Below are 14,186 nucleotides of genomic sequence, written 5' to 3' on the forward strand. Positions count from 1 at the left end.
CCCCCCCCCCCCCCCCCCCCCCCCCCCCCCGCGCCGCGCCGCCGCCCACCCCCCCCCCCCCCCCCCCCCCCGCCCCCCCCCCCCCCCCCCCCCCCCCCCCCCCCCCCACGATCAGGTGACCTGATCCGGGCTGGGCGGGTCAGCCGACGCCGCGCTCCGCGGCCTCCGGCGGAGCTGGTCCAGGCCGCGGGCGGTCTGGCTCTTGACGGTGCCCTGCGAGCAGCTCAGGACGTCGGCGGTCTCGGCGACGCTCAGCTCGTGCAGGTGGCGGAAGACGACGGCGGCCCGCATCCGCGGGGGCAGCTGCTCCAGCGCCGGCCGCAGCCGGGCCAGCCGCTCGTCGTCGGCGGGGCTGCCGGTGGGGGCAGCGGTGTCGGGGAGCTCCGCCCGGGGCTGCTCCCGGCGGCGCCAGGGCCGCCGGGTCTCGTCGATGAGGGCGTTGACCAGCACCCGGCGGGCGTGGGCGTACCGGGCCTCGGGGGCCCGCAGCCGAGACCAGGCCAGGTGGAGGCGGGTGAGGCACACCTGCACGAGGTCCTCGGCCATGTGCCGGTCACCGGCGGCGAGCAGCGTGGCGGTGCGGAGCAGATCGCCGCGGGAGCTGGTCACGAAGGCGGCGAAGGCCTCGTCCCGGTCCGGTGTCACGTGGTGTCCGTTCGGTTCATGCCCGTGAGACGGAGCCCGGGGCCGGGAGGTTGCACGGCCCCCGCAGACCGGTCAGCCGCCCGCGGAGAAGAGCGCGGAGCCGAGGACGAGGCTGAGCAGGAACGCCCACCCGCCGGTCAGCCGGCGGGTCCCGGGTCGGGGCGCCGGCAGCCCGGGGAACGGCCCGGACAGCAGCAGGAACGCCAGCGGCCCCACCGGGTTCCAGCTCAGCCAGAACCAGGCCCATCGGGTGGCGCGCGCCGGCCGTGGCCCGGTGACCAGCAGGAACACCACCGCGACCGCGCCGAGGAACAGGACCAGCCCCACCCAGGTGGACACCCGCCAGCCGAACACCTCCGACCAGGACCACCGCTCGGCCGCCGGGACGATGCGCAGCTCCGGGTGCTCGGTGCGCAGCTCGTCGGCCAGACCGCCGGGAACGACCGGGCGGGTGCCGTCCGGCGCCTGCTGCCCCGGGCTGACCTCCCAGACCTCGGTGCTGTGCCGGACCCCACCCGCGCGCCACTCCGCGGTCTGGACGGCCGCGCCGGTGGCCCCCGGTTCCAGCCCCTCGGTCACCGCGACCTCGTCCACCCGCCCGTCCGCGACGGCGCCGCGCAGGTCGTCCAGCGACGCGGCCCGCTGTCCGGTGAGGACGACGACGAGCGCGACGGCCACCCAGCCGACCGCCAGCACCACCCGCACCGCCGTCCACGGACTGCCCAGCCGCGCCCGCCGAGGCGTGGGCGCGATGGGTGCGGGAGCCTGCTCCATGGCGGCACCGTAGGGGTTGCGGTCCACCGCGGAGCGGAACACGCGCGGGCGACCGCCGGCAGCTCAGCCGCGGGCGCCGGCGACCCCGAGCACGGCCGCCAGCCCGAGGGCGCTGCGCGGGGCGTACGGCCCGCGCCACAGCCCGCCGTGCGCGGCGGCGTACGCCTCGTCCTGCCACGGGTGCGCGTGCGCCGGGCCCCCACCGGTGTGCAGGTCGTGCACCAGCAGTGCGGCCATCAGCACGTTCGACGTCGCGGGGTCGAACACCTCGACGCCGAAGCGGTGCGCACCGGCGTAGGCGGCGGCCAGCGCCCGGTTCTTCACCACCGAGCGGGTGCGGGTCGGGGGCGCGACGTTGAGCGAGACGGTGGCCCCGCCGGCGCGGGCGGCGGTCGCCCGCCAGCGCTGCACCCGCTTGGCCAGCGCGTAGTTGGGGCCCTGCTGGGGCACCAGGCTGTCGTTGATCCCCGGGTCGGCGCCGGGCACGTAGTTGCGCTGCAGCAGCCGCCCCGCCGACAGGGTGCGCAGCGGCCGGCCCAGCAGCTTCGCCGTCCGCGACCGGTCGGCGTACGCCGCGACCGAGGCCGCCACCGCGTCGCGCGGTACCACGAAGACGTCGGTGGGGGTGGCGAGGAAGGCCAGCGCGAGATCGGGACGGCGGTGCTGCAGGCGCACGGTGAGCGCGTCGACCGCGGTGGAGACCCGCACGTTGGTGGCGCCGTCGGCGTAGACGTAGTTGCCGACCACGAGGCTGCCGGGGAGGCCGAGCAGCCACTCGGCGACCTCGGGCACCTCGGCGACGAGGTCGGCCCCGGCCTCGGCGGCCGGGTCGGCGTGGTCCCGACGGGCCGGCAGGAGCAGCGTGCCCGCGCCGCGCCGGGCGGTGTCCAGCACCCGGTGCCACAGCTCCACCCGCGGCAGGTCGACGGCGGCCACCCGGGCGCCCCAGCGCAGCAGGGCCGGGAGCGGGCCCATCTCGGCGCCGGCGCCCAGCACGGCCACCGTGCGCCCGTGCAGCGCCAGCCACTCCGGGTGGTCGAGCACGGTGCGCACCGCGTCGGCGCAGCTGGGCTCGACCACCCCGCCCGACACCCAGGCGTCCAGCCGGCGGCGGACGTCGTCGCCGCGCAGCCGCTGCCCGCGCCACGGCAGGGTCAGCTCGCGCTCCGGCTGCGCCTCACCGCGCACCTCGACGGTGACCGGCGAACGGCGGGGATCCGCGGTGCGCAGCGCGTCCAGCTCGGCCTCGCCGTCGGGGCCGGCGACCCGCATCCGGGCGTGCAGGGAGTCCAGGCCGGCCGCGGCAACGCTGCGCGCCGCCGCGGGTGAGGCGAGGCCCGCCTCCACCGTGCGCCGGACGTGCGCCAGGTAGCCGGCTCGCCAGTTCGTCTCGTGCTCGGCGGCGCGCGCTCCGGTCGGGTCGACGGGGCGCAGCGCGTCGGCGACCACCGCCCGGCCGACGGCGGCCGTGCTGCGCCGCCCGTCCGGTCCGGCCGGGAAGACCACCCCGCGCTCGTCCCGCTCGTCCCGACCGCGCTGGTCCCGCTCGTCCGAGGAGGTCATCCACCGATCCTGCCGGAAGGGCCGGGGCCGGCGCCCGGTGGAGGCGCCGGCCCGGTGGATCAGCTGCCGTCGCCGGGGCGGCCGATCCGCTCGTCGGCGAAGTCGCGGCCCTTGTCGATCTGCGCGTCGTGCTTGCCGCCGGTCTTCTGGTCGGCGAACTGCTCGCCCTTGTCCAGGCCCTTGTCGCTGACCTGCTCACCCTTGTCGCTGTTCAGCGCGCTCTTGGCCTTGTCCATCATGCCCACGGTGTCCCCCTGGGGTCCGGCCGCGCCGGGCGGCGCGACGTCACGGACTGCCATGCCCGCGGCGCGCCCCGGGAACACCCGTGGGTCCCGGACGATCTGCTCGGTCCCGGACGATCTGTTCGGTCCCGGACGACCTCTTCGGCCCCCGGACGACCTGTTCAGTCCCGGACGACCTGCTCCGCCACCGGTGCACCGGCCTCCAGCCAGCGCAGCAGGGTGCGGACGGCGAACCCGGTGCCCCCCTTGACCACCTCGGCGGCGTCGCTGCCGGCGCGGGCCGGGCCGGCGACGTCCAGGTGGGCCCAGGGCAGGCCGCCGGTGAACGGCTGCAGGAACAGCGCCGCCGTCGTCGACCCCGGGTTGCCCGGCGCGTTGTTGGCGTCGGCGACGTCGGAGTCCAGCTGGGCGCGCAGGTGACCCACGTGCTCCTCGGTCAGCGGCATCCGCCAGCACGACTCACCGGCGTGCCCGGCGGCGGTGAGCAGCGCGTCGGCCAGCCCGTCGCCGGTGGCGTAGAGCCCCGCGGTGCGGGCGCCGAGCGCGGTCTTCACCGCACCGGTCAAGGTGGCGACGTCGACCAGCGCGGTGGCGCCGAGCTCCGTGTGCGCGTAGGCGAGTGCGTCGGCGAGCACCAGCCGGCCCTCGGCGTCGGTGTTGCGCACCTCGGTGGTGCGCCCGCCGACGTGCCGGACGACGTCGGCGGGGCGGTAGGCCGAGCCGGAGACGGCGTTCTCGGCGAGCGCGACCACGGCGGTGACCGCGACCGGCAGCTCCAGCCGGGCGGCGGCGTCGACGGCCGCGAGCACCGCCGCGGCGCCGGCCATGTCGGTCTTCATCTCGCGCATGCCGGCGGTGGTCTTGATCGACAGGCCCCCGGTGTCGAAGGTGATGCCCTTGCCGACCAGGACCGGGTGCCCCTCCCCCGCCCCGGGCGGCGTGTACCGGACGACGACCACCCGCGGCGGCGAGGCCGAGCCGCCGCCGACGGCGAGCACCCCACCGAAGCCGCCGGCGCGCAGCTGGTCGGGGCCGAGCACCGTGGCCTCGACGTGCGCGAGGCCGGCCAGCCGGGCGAGGACCTGGTCGGCGAGCCAGACGGGGGTCTTGGTGTCGCTGGGGGTGTTCACCAGGTCGCGGGCCCAGGCGACGGCGTCGGCGGCGACCGAGCCGGCGAGCTCACCGGCGGCCACGGCCGGGTCGTCGGCGTCGGCGGCCACCACGGCGACCTCGGCGAGCCGGGGCGGGTGCGGGGTCGACGAGGTGCGGAAGCGGTACCCGGCCAGCACGACGGCCTCGACGGCGGCGCGCACCTCCTCGGCGCCGGCCGGGCCGGCGGCGGAGTCCAGCGGCAGCACCAGCCGGCGGGCGCCGTGCTCGGCGAGGGTCTGCGCGCGGCGGACCGCGACCGCCACGTAGCTGCGCAGGTCGGGCACGGTGGCGTCGCCGACACCCACCGCGACCACGCTGCGCGGGCGCCGGCCCGGCACCGGCAGGTTGGTGATCCCACCGGGCTTGCCGCCGTTGCCGGTGTCGGCCAGTGCGCCGGCGAGGAACTCCGGGTCGACCGGCACCTGCGGACCGGCGTCCGGGCCGCTCAGCCAGGGCGGCAGCGCGCCCCGGGCGCCGACCGGCACCGCCAGCACGTCGTCCGGCCCGAGCACGGGCAGCGCGGGCAGCACGGTGACCTGCGGGAACGACAGCGCCCCCGGCAGGGACGACGCGGCCCCGGTCACCGGCGTGCTGCCGGCGGCCGGGGCCGCGTCGTCGCCCGCGGGGCTGCCCAGGGGCAGGCTCGCGGCGGTGTTCAGCTGATCGCGCCCTTCAGGGCCTCGGAGAGGGCGCTCGCCTCGTCGGGGGTCAGCTCGACGACCAGCCGGCCGCCCCCCTCCAGCGGAACGCGCATGACCAGGCCGCGGCCCTCCTTGGTGACCTCGAGGGGACCCTCACCCGTGCGCGGCTTCATGGCCGCCATGCGTGCCTCCTTCGCCCGCCACCCGTGGCCGGACGGCCGCGGTGTGGCACCAGTTGTGCAGAGAACCTCCGCCCATGATCCCGTATGGGGGGCCGATCGACCAACCCGGACCCACCGGTACGGGTCACACCGAGGCCCCGGAACCGGCCCGGAAACACCCCGCGACGTGGTCGTCGACCATCCCGGTGGCCTGCATCAGCGCGTAGCCGGTGGTCGGCCCGACGAAGCGGAACCCCCGTCGCTTCAGCTCCTTCGCCATCGCCACCGACTCCGCCGAGGTGGCCGGCACGTCGGCCAGCGTCTGCGGCCGGGGACGCGGCCCGGCCGGCGCGAACGACCACAGCAGCGCGGAGAGGCCCTCGGGCACCTGCAGCGCCGCGCGGGCGTTGGCGATCGCGGCGGTGATCTTCGCGCGGTTGCGGACGATGCCGGCGTCGGCCATCAACCGCGCGACGTCCTCGTCGGTGAACTCCGCGACCGCCGCGATCCGGAACCCGGCGAACGCGGCCCGGAAGGCCGGCCGCTTGCGCAGGATGGTGATCCAGGACAACCCCGACTGGAACGCCTCCAGGGTCAGCCGCTCGTAGAGGGCGTCGTCCCCGCGCAGGGGCACCCCCCACTCCTCGTCGTGGTACCGGACGTACTCGGGTGCGCTGGTCGCCCAGTCGCATCGGGAGCGCTCCACGGGCACCGAAGCTAGCGTCTGCGCTCGTGCGCATCCTGGTCACCGGAGGGGCGGGCTTCATCGGCTCGCACGTCGTCGCCGCCTGCCGCGCAGCCGGCCACGAGGTGCGGGTGCTCGACGCCCTGCTCCCCGCGGTCCACCCCGGCTACCCCGACGGCGTGCCCGGGCTGGACGGCGTGGAGCTGCTGCACGGCGACGTCCGGGACGCCGCGGCCGTCGACCGCGCACTCGCCGGGGTGGACGCCGTCTGCCACCAGGCGGCGATGGTCGGCCTCGGCGTCGACGTGCAGGACATGCCGGAGTACGCCGGGATCAACGACCTGGGGACGGCGGTGCTGCTGGCCGCGATGGCGCGCGCCGACGTCGGCCGGCTGGTGCTGGCCAGCTCGATGGTGGTCTACGGCGAGGGCCGCTACGCGTGCCCGGAGCACGGCGTCGTACCGGCCGCACCACGGCGGCGGGCCGACCTGGACGCCGGACGGTTCGAGCCGCCCTGCCCGGTGTGCGGTCGGCAGCTGACCTGGGGCGAGGTCGGGGAGGACACCCCCGCCGACCCGCGCAACACCTACGCCGCGACCAAGCTGGCCCAGGAGCACCTCGCGTCGGCGTGGACCCGCTCGACCGGCGGCGGCGCGATCGCGCTGCGGTACCACAACGTCTACGGCCCGCACATGCCGCGGGACACCCCCTACGCCGGGGTCGCCTCGATCTTCCGGTCGGCGCTGGAGGGCAGCCGGGCCCCGCAGGTGTTCGAGGACGGTGGGCAGATGCGCGACTTCGTGCACGTCACCGACGTCGCGCAGGCCAACCTGCGCGCGCTGGAGGCCGAGGCGCCCGACGCCGCGCTGCGGGCGTACAACGTCGCCTCCGGGGTGCCGCACAGCGTCGGTGACATGGCCGCCGCGCTGGCCGAGGCGTTCGGCGGCCCGGCACCGCAGGTCACCGGGGAGTACCGGATCGGCGACGTCCGGCACGTGGTGGCCTCCCCCGCGCGGGCCGCGGCCGAGCTCGACTTCCGCGCGCGGGTCGCCTTCGCCGACGGCATGCGCGAGTTCGCCACCGCTCCCCTGCGCCCCGCCCCCTGACCCGCCCCGTTCCGTTCCGTTCCGTTCCGCCAAAATGGCCATTTCGGCGGAACGGGGGCGGGTCAGCGGCGCACGTCGAGCAGCCCGATCGGCGCGTTCCGCCACAGGTCGCGGGAGGCCTGCTCGGGGTAGGGCCGCACCCCGCCCCGCTCGCCGGTGTCGAACACCCGGGTGAGCGCCGCCTTCTCCTCGAACGCCGGCCACCCGGGGTCGCCGTCCCGGGCGAAGGCGGTCCACGCCGCCTGCAGCTGCGCGGAGACCTCGGCGGCCTCGGCCGGCGGTGGGCTGCCCAGCAGCTGCGCGCCGAGCCCGACGTCGAGCCGGCCGAACACCAGCGGGACGTCCAGGGCGTGGCACGCGCCCAGCACACCGCCACCGCCCGGCGCGGGCCAGGTCAGCTCGTACAGGTGCGCCCGGCCACCGCCGGCGGTCTGCGCCCGGGCGACGTCCAGGCTGGGCACCCGGAACATCCGGTCGGAGTGCGCCAGGACGAACAGCTCCTCGGCCCCGGCCTCCGGGTAGGCCGCCCGCATCCGGGTCTCCGGCGTCGCCCCCGGCCCGAAGACCGCCATCGCGGTGGCCGCCATCTCCTCGGTGACCGCCCCGGCCTGACCGGCCAGCACGAGGAACAGCCGCCACTCGTCGCGGTTGTGCCCGACCACCAGCGGCACGTCGCGGGCCGCACCGGCCGTGAGGCCGGTCCACGGGTCGGTGGGCAGCACCTGCCCGTCGACGACCGGGGAGAACGGCGTCGGGGTGTGTGCCACCAGACCCCAGCGGTCCAGCCCGGGCAGCCGCCGGTCGAGCTCGCCCAGCGCGTCCACCAGCCGCTGCGGCGGGACGTCGGCGAGCGCGGCGGCCGACGCGGGCAGACCCAGCGGCGCGACCAGCTCGGCGCTGACGTCGCGCGCCAGCTCCGGGGTGAACCAGGTGCCCGGCACGCTCTGCAGCACCGCCTGGGAGAACAGGCCGGCGGCCGTCGGCATCACCAGCAGGCCGGCGATGATCCCCGCGCCGGCGGACTCCCCGAACACCGTGACCCGCGCCGGGTCCCCGCCGAAGCCGGCGATCTCCTCCTGCACCCAGCGCAGCGTCGCCTCGACGTCGAGCAGCGCCCGGTTCGCCGGAGCGCCGTCGAACTCCGCCCAGCCCTCGACCCCGACCCGGTGGTTGGCGGTGACCACGACGACGCCGCTGCGGGCGAGCACAGCGCCGTCGTACTCGGGCACGCCGGCGGTGCCCATCCGGTAGGCGCCGCCGTAGACCCAGACCAGCACCGGCAGGCCGGTGGCGCCCGGGTCCGGCGTCCAGACGTTGAGGGTCAGCCAGTCGGTCGGGTCGTGCCGCACCGGCCCGGCGGACGGCGGCTCCGGGGGCGGCGGCCCCATGGGTGCCTGCGGCGGCGGAGGGCCGAAGACGTCGGCCTCCCGGACGCCGTCCCACGCCGGGGCCGGCCGGGGCGCCGAGAAACGCAGCGGGCCCACCGGCGGCGCGGCGAACGGGATGCCGCGGAACACCGCAGTCCCGCTCTCGGTGCGGCCGCGGAGCGCACCTGCACGGGTGCGGACCACCGGCGACGTCGACGGTTCGGTCATGGCTCTCCTCAGGGGGTCAGGGGACGGGGGCGTCGACCTCGGTGAGTTCGGAGGGGTGCGGGCGGGTGGGGCTGCGGCGGGTGGCCAGCACGCAGCCGATCAGCACCAGCGGCAGCCCGACGGCGAGGCCGAGGGTGAACGGCTCGTCGAGCAGCAGCACCCCCAGCAGGACGGCGACCGCCGGGTTCACGAAGGTGATCACCAGCGCCCGCTGGGGGCCGGCCTCGCGGATCAGCGCGAAGAACAGCGCCATCGCGAGCGCGGTGCACACCAGCCCGAGCGCGGCGAGCGACGCCAGCGCGTCCGCCGGCGCGCCGGGCAGCTGCCCGAGCCGGGGCAGCGCGAACGGGGCGTAGACCACCGCGGTGACCGCCAGCGCGATCGACGCGGCGGCGACGCCGGGCACGTCGGGCAGCGCGCGGGTGACCACCATCGGCGCGGTGGCGTAGCCGATCACCACCAGCCCGACGGCGCCGATCGCGGACAGCTGGGCACCGGCGACGTCCAGCCCGAGCAGCGCGGCGATGCCGACGACGCCGATGAGCATGCCCAGCACGCGCACCGGGGAGAGCCGGTCCTCGTCGCCGGCGATCCGGGCGGTGAGCGCGGCGACGAACGGGACGGCGGCCACCAGCAGCCCGGTCAGCGAGCTGGACAGCGACTGCTCGGCCCAGGACAGCAGCAGCCACGGGCCGGTCATCTCCAGCACGGTGAACAGCAGCAGCGCCCGCCAGTGCCGCAGCGCCGGGCGCAGCTGACCGCGGGCGATCGTCCACGGCAGCAGCACCGCAGCGCCGATGACGCAGCGGGCGAAGACCACCAGCACCGGGGAGAACTCGCCGACGGCGACCTTGATCAGCAGGTAGGGCACGCCCCAGATCAGCGACATCGCGACGAACAGCGCCCAGCCCCGCCGGCTCACCGAGCCACCACCGACGTCCGCACGCCGGTCATCCTGGCCCACGCCCCACGCGCGTCGACAGCGCGGTCACCACTCGGTCCGGTCACCACTCGGTGCGGACGACGACCTCGATGACCAGCGCGAGCAGCACCGAGGCGGCCAGCCACCAGCGGCGCTGCCGGGTCGGCAGGAACGCGGTGGCGACGAGCAGCCAGACGTAGAAGGGCAGCCAGATCCGCTCGGTCTCGCCGCGCACGAGCCCGGTGGCGTCGGAGACCAGCATCCCGGCGAGCGCGGCCAGCGGCACCAGCGCCAGCCGGTGCCGGCGCAGCGAGGCCAGCCCGGCCACCGCGGCCGGCCCGACCGCGAGGGTTGCGGCGGCCAGGTTGCTGAACAGGAAGAAGGCCAGCGGCCGGTTGGCGTAGGACGGCCCGGAGCGCACCCGGTCGCCGGCGACGGTGAAGCCCTCCACCCACCAGTAGCCGCCGACGGCGAACGCGGCGACCACCAGCAGCACGCCCACCGCCCCGACGCCGAGGACCCGGGCCACCCCGGCCCAGCCCAGCCAGGCGCGGTGCACCAGCACGACCACGAGCACGACCAGGCCGAGCGCGGTCAGCCCGAAGGAGAGGAAGAGCGCGAGCCCCATGAGCAGCCCACCGCCCAGGGCGCGCAGGTCGGCGCCGAGGCCCGGCGCGCGGGCGGCCGCCGTCGCCAGCAGCGCCACGCCCCAGGCGGCCACCCCGGCGAAGAGCGCGTCGGCGCTGGTGGCCACCCACAGCGCGGCCGGGGCGAGCACCAGGAACGGCGCGACCACCCGGGCGCTCGCCTCGTCGGCCACCGCCCGGACCGTGACCAGCACCGCGGGGACGGCGAGCGCACCACCGGCGATGCACATCGCGGCGGCCCAGCCCAGCCCGCCCAGCCCCAGCCGGTCCAGCAGCACGAAGGCCAGCAGCGCGCCCGGTGGGTGGCCGGCGACGTGGGTGGTCCACGGATCGGTGGCGTCGGCCGGCACCGAGGCGGCGAAGCCGGAGAGGAGATCCCCGATCGAGCCGACCCGCGGCACGTCGTGCGGGTACTCGTAGACCGAGTCCAGCGGCTCGGTCAGCCGGTGCGCCCCGGAGCTCAGCGCGAGGGCGACCGCCCAGCCGGCGGCGGCCAGCGCGGAGCCCGGCAGCAGCAGCCGCCAGCTCGCCCGGGCCGCGAGCGCCGGCCCCCACAGCACGCCGGCCAGCCCGACCGCCACCGGCAGCAGGACCGCGGGGGTGAGCACGACGCCGAAGGCGCCCCGCAGCACCCACCCGCCGAGCAGGTGCAGGCGCACGCCGGACTCGGTCAGCCGCCGGCCGATCAGGCCCATCGCGACGACGAAGACCGCGGTTCCGGCGACGGCGAGCGGCAGCACCCACCACCGGCGCGGACCGCCGGCCGGGGAGTCGACCGGAGCCGGCACCGTCTGCACCGGGTCGACCCTAGGGGCGCTGCGGCAGGCCGGCCGGTCGGGGGCACCCGATCGGTGGTCCACGACCGAACAGCAGGCGACGATCCCCGAACCTGGTTACCGTCCGTCCGTGCCGGACGTCGTCTTCCCCTGCCTGAACGAAGCCGGTGCGCTGCCCGCGGTGCTGCCCCGGCTGCCCGCCGGCTACCGCGCGATCGTCGCCGACAACGGCTCGACCGACGGGTCGGCGCAGATCGCCGCCGACCACGGCGCCACCGTCGTCCCCGTGCCGCAGCGCGGGTTCGGCGCCGCCGCGCACGCCGGGCTGGAGGCGGCCACCGACGAGGTCGTCTGCTTCTGCGACGCCGACGCCTCGATGGACCCCGCCGACCTGCCGAAGATGGCCGACCCGGTGCTGGCCGGCGACGCCGACCTGGTGCTCGGCCGCCGCCGGCCCACGCACCGCAGCGCCTGGCCGCTGCACGCCCGGGTGGCCAACCTGGCGCTGTCGGTGATGTTGCGCCGCCGCACCGGGCTCGCGCTGCACGACCTCGGCCCGATGCGCGCCGGACGCCGGGAGGCGCTGCTGGCCCTCGGGATCACCGACCGCCGGTTCGGCTACCCGCTGGAGATGGTCACGAAGGCGGCCGACGCCGGCTGGCGGATCGTCGAGGTCGACGTCGACTACGCCCCGCGCGCCGAGGGCACGAGGTCCAAGGTCACCGGCACGGCCCTCGGCACGTTGCGCACGATCCGGGACATGCGGGAGGTGCTGGCGCGATGACGCAGCTGCTGGTGATCACCAAGGCGCCGGTGCCCGGCCGGAGCAAGACCCGGCTCACCCCGCCGTGCACACCCGAGCAGGCGGCGGCGATCGCCTCGGCCGCGGTCGGCGACACCCTCGACGTCGTGCGGGCGACCCCGGCGCGGCGCCGGGTGGTGGCCCTGGACGGCGAGCCCCGCGACCTGGACCTGTCCGGCTGCGTCGTCGTCCCGCAGGTCGACGGCGACCTGGGCACCCGGCTGGCGCGCGCCTTCGCCGACGCGATGGCCGGCCCGGACGGCGCGCTGCCCACCCTGCTGATCGGGATGGACACCCCGCAGGTGACTCCCGCGCTGCTGACCAGCGCCCTCGACCGGCTGATGGCCGCCGGGCCGGGGACGGCTGTGCTCGGCGTCGCACCGGACGGCGGCTGGTGGGCGCTCGGGCTGCACTCCCCCGACGGCGCGCAGGTGCTGCCCGACGTGCCGATGTCCCGTGAGGACACCGCGGTGCACACCCGAGCCGCGCTGGAGTCCGCCGGGCTGACCGTGCTCGACCTGCCGCAGCTCACCGACATCGACCACTTCCCGGACGCGCTCGCGGTGGCCGCGCTGTGCCCGCCGGACAGCCGCACCCGCCGAGCGGTCGACGAGGTGGCGGCAGGCCTGCCGTGACCGGCTCGCTGGACCGGGTCCTCGGCGCCCGGCTGCCCGCCCCGCCGGACGGACTGCGCCGCGGCCCGCTCCGGCGCGGCGCGTTCGGCAGCCCGCTGCACTCCGAGCGGCGCTCCGCCCGGGTCGGCGTGTGGCTGGGCGCGGCCTTCCTGGTCTGCTTCGGCACCGGGCTGATCAGCCACTGGATCCAGCAGCCGCCCGGCTGGTTCGGCTGGCCGGCCCAGCCGGTGTGGCTCTACGGGGTCACCCAGGGCGTGCACGTCACCGTCGGGCTCACCGCGATCCCGCTGCTGCTGGTCAAGCTGTGGACGGTCTACCCGAAGCTCTTCGAGTGGCCACCCGCCGGGTCACCGTCCCGGGCGATCAGCCGGCTGTCCATCCTGGTGCTGGTCGGCGCCGCGACGTTCCAGCTGCTCACCGGGCTGGTCAACACCGCTCAGTGGTACCCGTGGGGGTTCTTCTTCCCCGACGCCCACTACTGGACCGGCTGGGTCGCCATCGGCGCCGTCGCCGTGCACGTGGGCGCCAAGGCGCCGGAGATCCGCCGCGGCCTGGCCCGCCGGGGTTCCTCCGGCGCGGTCGCCGGACTCGCCCCGGACCAGGCCGTCGAGCTCACCACCACCGACGAGTCCGCCGAGCACGCGGCCGTCTCCCGGCGCGCGTTCGTGCTCGCCGCCGGTGCCGGGGCCGGGGCGGTCACGCTGACCGTGGTCGGGCAGACGTTCTCCCCGCTGGCCGACGTCTCGGTGCTCGCCCCGCGGCACCCCGACGTCGGCCCCCAGGACCTCCCCGTGCGGCAGACCGCCGAGCGGGCCGGGGTGACCGAGACCGCCGTCGACCCGGCGTACCGGCTGACCGTCACGGGCCCGGACCGCCTGGAGCTCACCCTCGCCGACCTGCAGGCGATGCCGCAGACCACCGTCGACCTGCCGATCACCTGCGTGGAGGGCTGGAGCGCCGGCGGCACCTGGACCGGCGTGCGGCTGGCCGACCTGCTGGCCGAGGCCGGGTTGCCCCGGGACACCGAGGTCGTCGTCGAGTCGCTGCAGCCCGGCGGGCTCTACCGGACGTCGGTGGTGGCGCCGCCGCACGCCCGCAGCCCGCTGACGCTGCTGGCGCTGCAACTGCAGGGCGAGCCGCTGGACCTCGACCACGGGTACCCGGTGCGGCTGATCGCGCCGAACCGGCCCGGGGTGATGCAGACCAAGTGGGTCACGGCGGTGCGGCCGGCGTGAGCATCGAGGGCGAGCGCAGCCGGGAGCACGACCCACGGGCCGCTGACCGGGTGCCGGCCGACCCCTACGCCGGCGACCCCGACCGGCCGGCGACCTCCGCGCTGCGACCGTGGTGGCGCTGGCTGTTCATCGGGCCGGGGCTGGCCGCGGTGCTGTGGGGCGGCTGGAACCTGGCGACCGCCGGCTCCCGGATCCCGCTGGGTTCCTGGGCCACCTGGTTCATCGGCAGCGCCCTGCTGCACGACCTGGTGATCGCCCCGCTGTGGATCGGGCTGGGCTGGCTCGCCGCGCGGTTCCTGCCCGCGCCGGCGCGGCCGCCGGTCGTCGTCACCGGGGTGGTCAGCGGGGTGCTGACGCTGGTGACGCTGCCGTTCCTGCTCGCCCCCGCCGACGGCCCGGCGAACCCGTCGTTCCTGCCCCGTGACCTCGAGCGCAACCTGCTGCTGCTGGTGGTCGCGGTCTGGCTGGTCGCCGCGGCGTGGGCGGTGGTGGCGGTCCGCCGGAGCCGCCGGAGCCGCCGGAGCCGCCATGATCACCCCTCGCGGAGCGGGGTCATCCCGACGGGGAAGCACCGCTGAGCGCGAGGTGATCACCGCGCCGAACAC

At 77.0% G+C, this 14,186-nt stretch carries 15 protein-coding genes; 5 read left to right on the top strand and 10 right to left on the bottom strand.

Going from position 1 to position 14,186, the window contains the following annotated elements; translation table 11 throughout:
• Nucleotides 1-111: 111 nt before the first annotated feature.
• The 7 genes from ACI783_RS03825 to ACI783_RS03855 form a co-directional block, all read right to left on the bottom strand.
• Nucleotides 112-645, bottom strand: a complete 534-nt coding sequence (locus tag ACI783_RS03825; protein ID WP_457139200.1) for a SigE family RNA polymerase sigma factor — start codon at nucleotides 643-645, stop codon at nucleotides 112-114.
• A gap of 72 nt (nucleotides 646-717) precedes the next feature.
• On the bottom strand, nucleotides 718-1,419 hold the full coding sequence (locus tag ACI783_RS03830) for a hypothetical protein (RefSeq protein ID WP_457139201.1): 702 nt from the start codon (nucleotides 1,417-1,419) through the stop codon (nucleotides 718-720).
• A 63-nt stretch (nucleotides 1,420-1,482) separates the two neighbouring features.
• Nucleotides 1,483-2,982 (bottom strand): hypothetical protein, encoded by a 1,500-nt coding sequence (locus ACI783_RS03835; protein ID WP_457139202.1) that lies wholly within the window; start codon nucleotides 2,980-2,982, stop codon nucleotides 1,483-1,485.
• Nucleotides 2,983-3,041: 59 nt separating this feature from the next.
• Entirely contained in the window at nucleotides 3,042-3,218 is a 177-nt protein-coding gene (locus ACI783_RS03840) for an antitoxin (protein ID WP_457139203.1), read from the bottom strand.
• Nucleotides 3,219-3,385: 167 nt separating this feature from the next.
• A complete protein-coding gene (locus ACI783_RS03845) occupies nucleotides 3,386-4,960 on the bottom strand; it encodes a leucyl aminopeptidase family protein (protein ID WP_457139204.1) in 1,575 nt (524 codons plus the stop codon).
• A 71-nt stretch (nucleotides 4,961-5,031) separates the two neighbouring features.
• On the bottom strand, nucleotides 5,032-5,199 hold the full coding sequence (locus ACI783_RS03850) for a DUF3117 domain-containing protein (RefSeq protein ID WP_457066014.1): 168 nt from the start codon (nucleotides 5,197-5,199) through the stop codon (nucleotides 5,032-5,034).
• Between the two features lie 124 nt (nucleotides 5,200-5,323).
• Nucleotides 5,324-5,884 carry a DNA-3-methyladenine glycosylase I gene (locus ACI783_RS03855; RefSeq protein ID WP_457139205.1) on the bottom strand — a complete coding sequence of 187 codons (561 nt, stop codon included), beginning with the start codon at nucleotides 5,882-5,884 and terminating at the stop codon, nucleotides 5,324-5,326.
• Between the two features lie 26 nt (nucleotides 5,885-5,910).
• On the opposite strand from ACI783_RS03855, the gene ACI783_RS03860 reads away from it, so the two are divergent.
• The gene (locus ACI783_RS03860; protein ID WP_457139206.1) at nucleotides 5,911-6,969 is read left to right on the top strand and encodes an NAD-dependent epimerase/dehydratase family protein; all 1,059 of its coding nucleotides are present in this window, start codon (nucleotides 5,911-5,913) and stop codon (nucleotides 6,967-6,969) included.
• A gap of 62 nt (nucleotides 6,970-7,031) precedes the next feature.
• Here ACI783_RS03860 and ACI783_RS03865 read toward each other — a convergent pair whose 3' ends face one another.
• From ACI783_RS03865 to ACI783_RS03875, 3 genes are all read right to left on the bottom strand, one after another.
• Nucleotides 7,032-8,564 carry a carboxylesterase/lipase family protein gene (locus tag ACI783_RS03865; protein ID WP_457139207.1) on the bottom strand — a complete coding sequence of 511 codons (1,533 nt, stop codon included), beginning with the start codon at nucleotides 8,562-8,564 and terminating at the stop codon, nucleotides 7,032-7,034.
• 16 nt (nucleotides 8,565-8,580) lie between these two features.
• Nucleotides 8,581-9,486: a DMT family transporter gene (locus ACI783_RS03870; protein WP_457139208.1), complete on the bottom strand. Its 906-nt coding sequence runs from the start codon at nucleotides 9,484-9,486 to the stop codon at nucleotides 8,581-8,583.
• An 82-nt stretch (nucleotides 9,487-9,568) separates the two neighbouring features.
• On the bottom strand, nucleotides 9,569-10,930 hold the full coding sequence (locus tag ACI783_RS03875) for a hypothetical protein (protein ID WP_457139209.1): 1,362 nt from the start codon (nucleotides 10,928-10,930) through the stop codon (nucleotides 9,569-9,571).
• A 109-nt stretch (nucleotides 10,931-11,039) separates the two neighbouring features.
• Between ACI783_RS03875 and ACI783_RS03880 the strand changes: the two genes are divergently transcribed.
• Genes ACI783_RS03880 through ACI783_RS03895 form a run of 4 tightly spaced genes read left to right on the top strand, consistent with a single transcriptional unit; the run spans nucleotide 11,040 to nucleotide 14,159 of the window.
• Nucleotides 11,040-11,693 carry a glycosyltransferase family 2 protein gene (locus ACI783_RS03880; protein ID WP_457139210.1) on the top strand — a complete coding sequence of 218 codons (654 nt, stop codon included), beginning with the start codon at nucleotides 11,040-11,042 and terminating at the stop codon, nucleotides 11,691-11,693.
• Entirely contained in the window at nucleotides 11,690-12,346 is a 657-nt protein-coding gene (locus ACI783_RS03885; protein WP_457139211.1) for a TIGR04282 family arsenosugar biosynthesis glycosyltransferase, read from the top strand. Before ACI783_RS03880 ends, ACI783_RS03885 begins: the two co-directional genes overlap by 4 nt.
• Complete coding sequence (locus ACI783_RS03890) at nucleotides 12,343-13,581, top strand: molybdopterin-dependent oxidoreductase (RefSeq protein ID WP_457139212.1); 1,239 nt, start codon at nucleotides 12,343-12,345, stop codon at nucleotides 13,579-13,581. The genes ACI783_RS03885 and ACI783_RS03890 overlap by 4 nt, the downstream gene beginning before the upstream one ends.
• A complete protein-coding gene (locus ACI783_RS03895; protein WP_457139213.1) occupies nucleotides 13,578-14,159 on the top strand; it encodes a hypothetical protein in 582 nt (193 codons plus the stop codon). Before ACI783_RS03890 ends, ACI783_RS03895 begins: the two co-directional genes overlap by 4 nt.
• Nucleotides 14,160-14,186: the final 27 nt, after the last annotated feature.

Source organism: Modestobacter sp. SYSU DS0511 (assembly GCF_054050755.1).

Bases quoted from the DNA above. Each gene is read 5' to 3' on its own strand.
- ACI783_RS03830 (WP_457139201.1), bottom strand. From the start codon at position 1,419: ATGGAGCAGGCTCCCGCACCCATCGCGCCCACGCCTCGGCGGGCGCGG.
- ACI783_RS03835 (WP_457139202.1), bottom strand. From the start codon at position 2,982: ATGACCTCCTCGGACGAGCGGGACCAGCGCGGTCGGGACGAGCGGGAC.
- ACI783_RS03840 (WP_457139203.1), bottom strand. From the start codon at position 3,218: ATGGACAAGGCCAAGAGCGCGCTGAACAGCGACAAGGGTGAGCAGGTC.
- ACI783_RS03850 (WP_457066014.1), bottom strand. From the start codon at position 5,199: ATGGCGGCCATGAAGCCGCGCACGGGTGAGGGTCCCCTCGAGGTCACC.
- ACI783_RS03865 (WP_457139207.1), bottom strand. From the start codon at position 8,564: ATGACCGAACCGTCGACGTCGCCGGTGGTCCGCACCCGTGCAGGTGCG.
- ACI783_RS03885 (WP_457139211.1), top strand. From the start codon at position 11,690: ATGACGCAGCTGCTGGTGATCACCAAGGCGCCGGTGCCCGGCCGGAGC.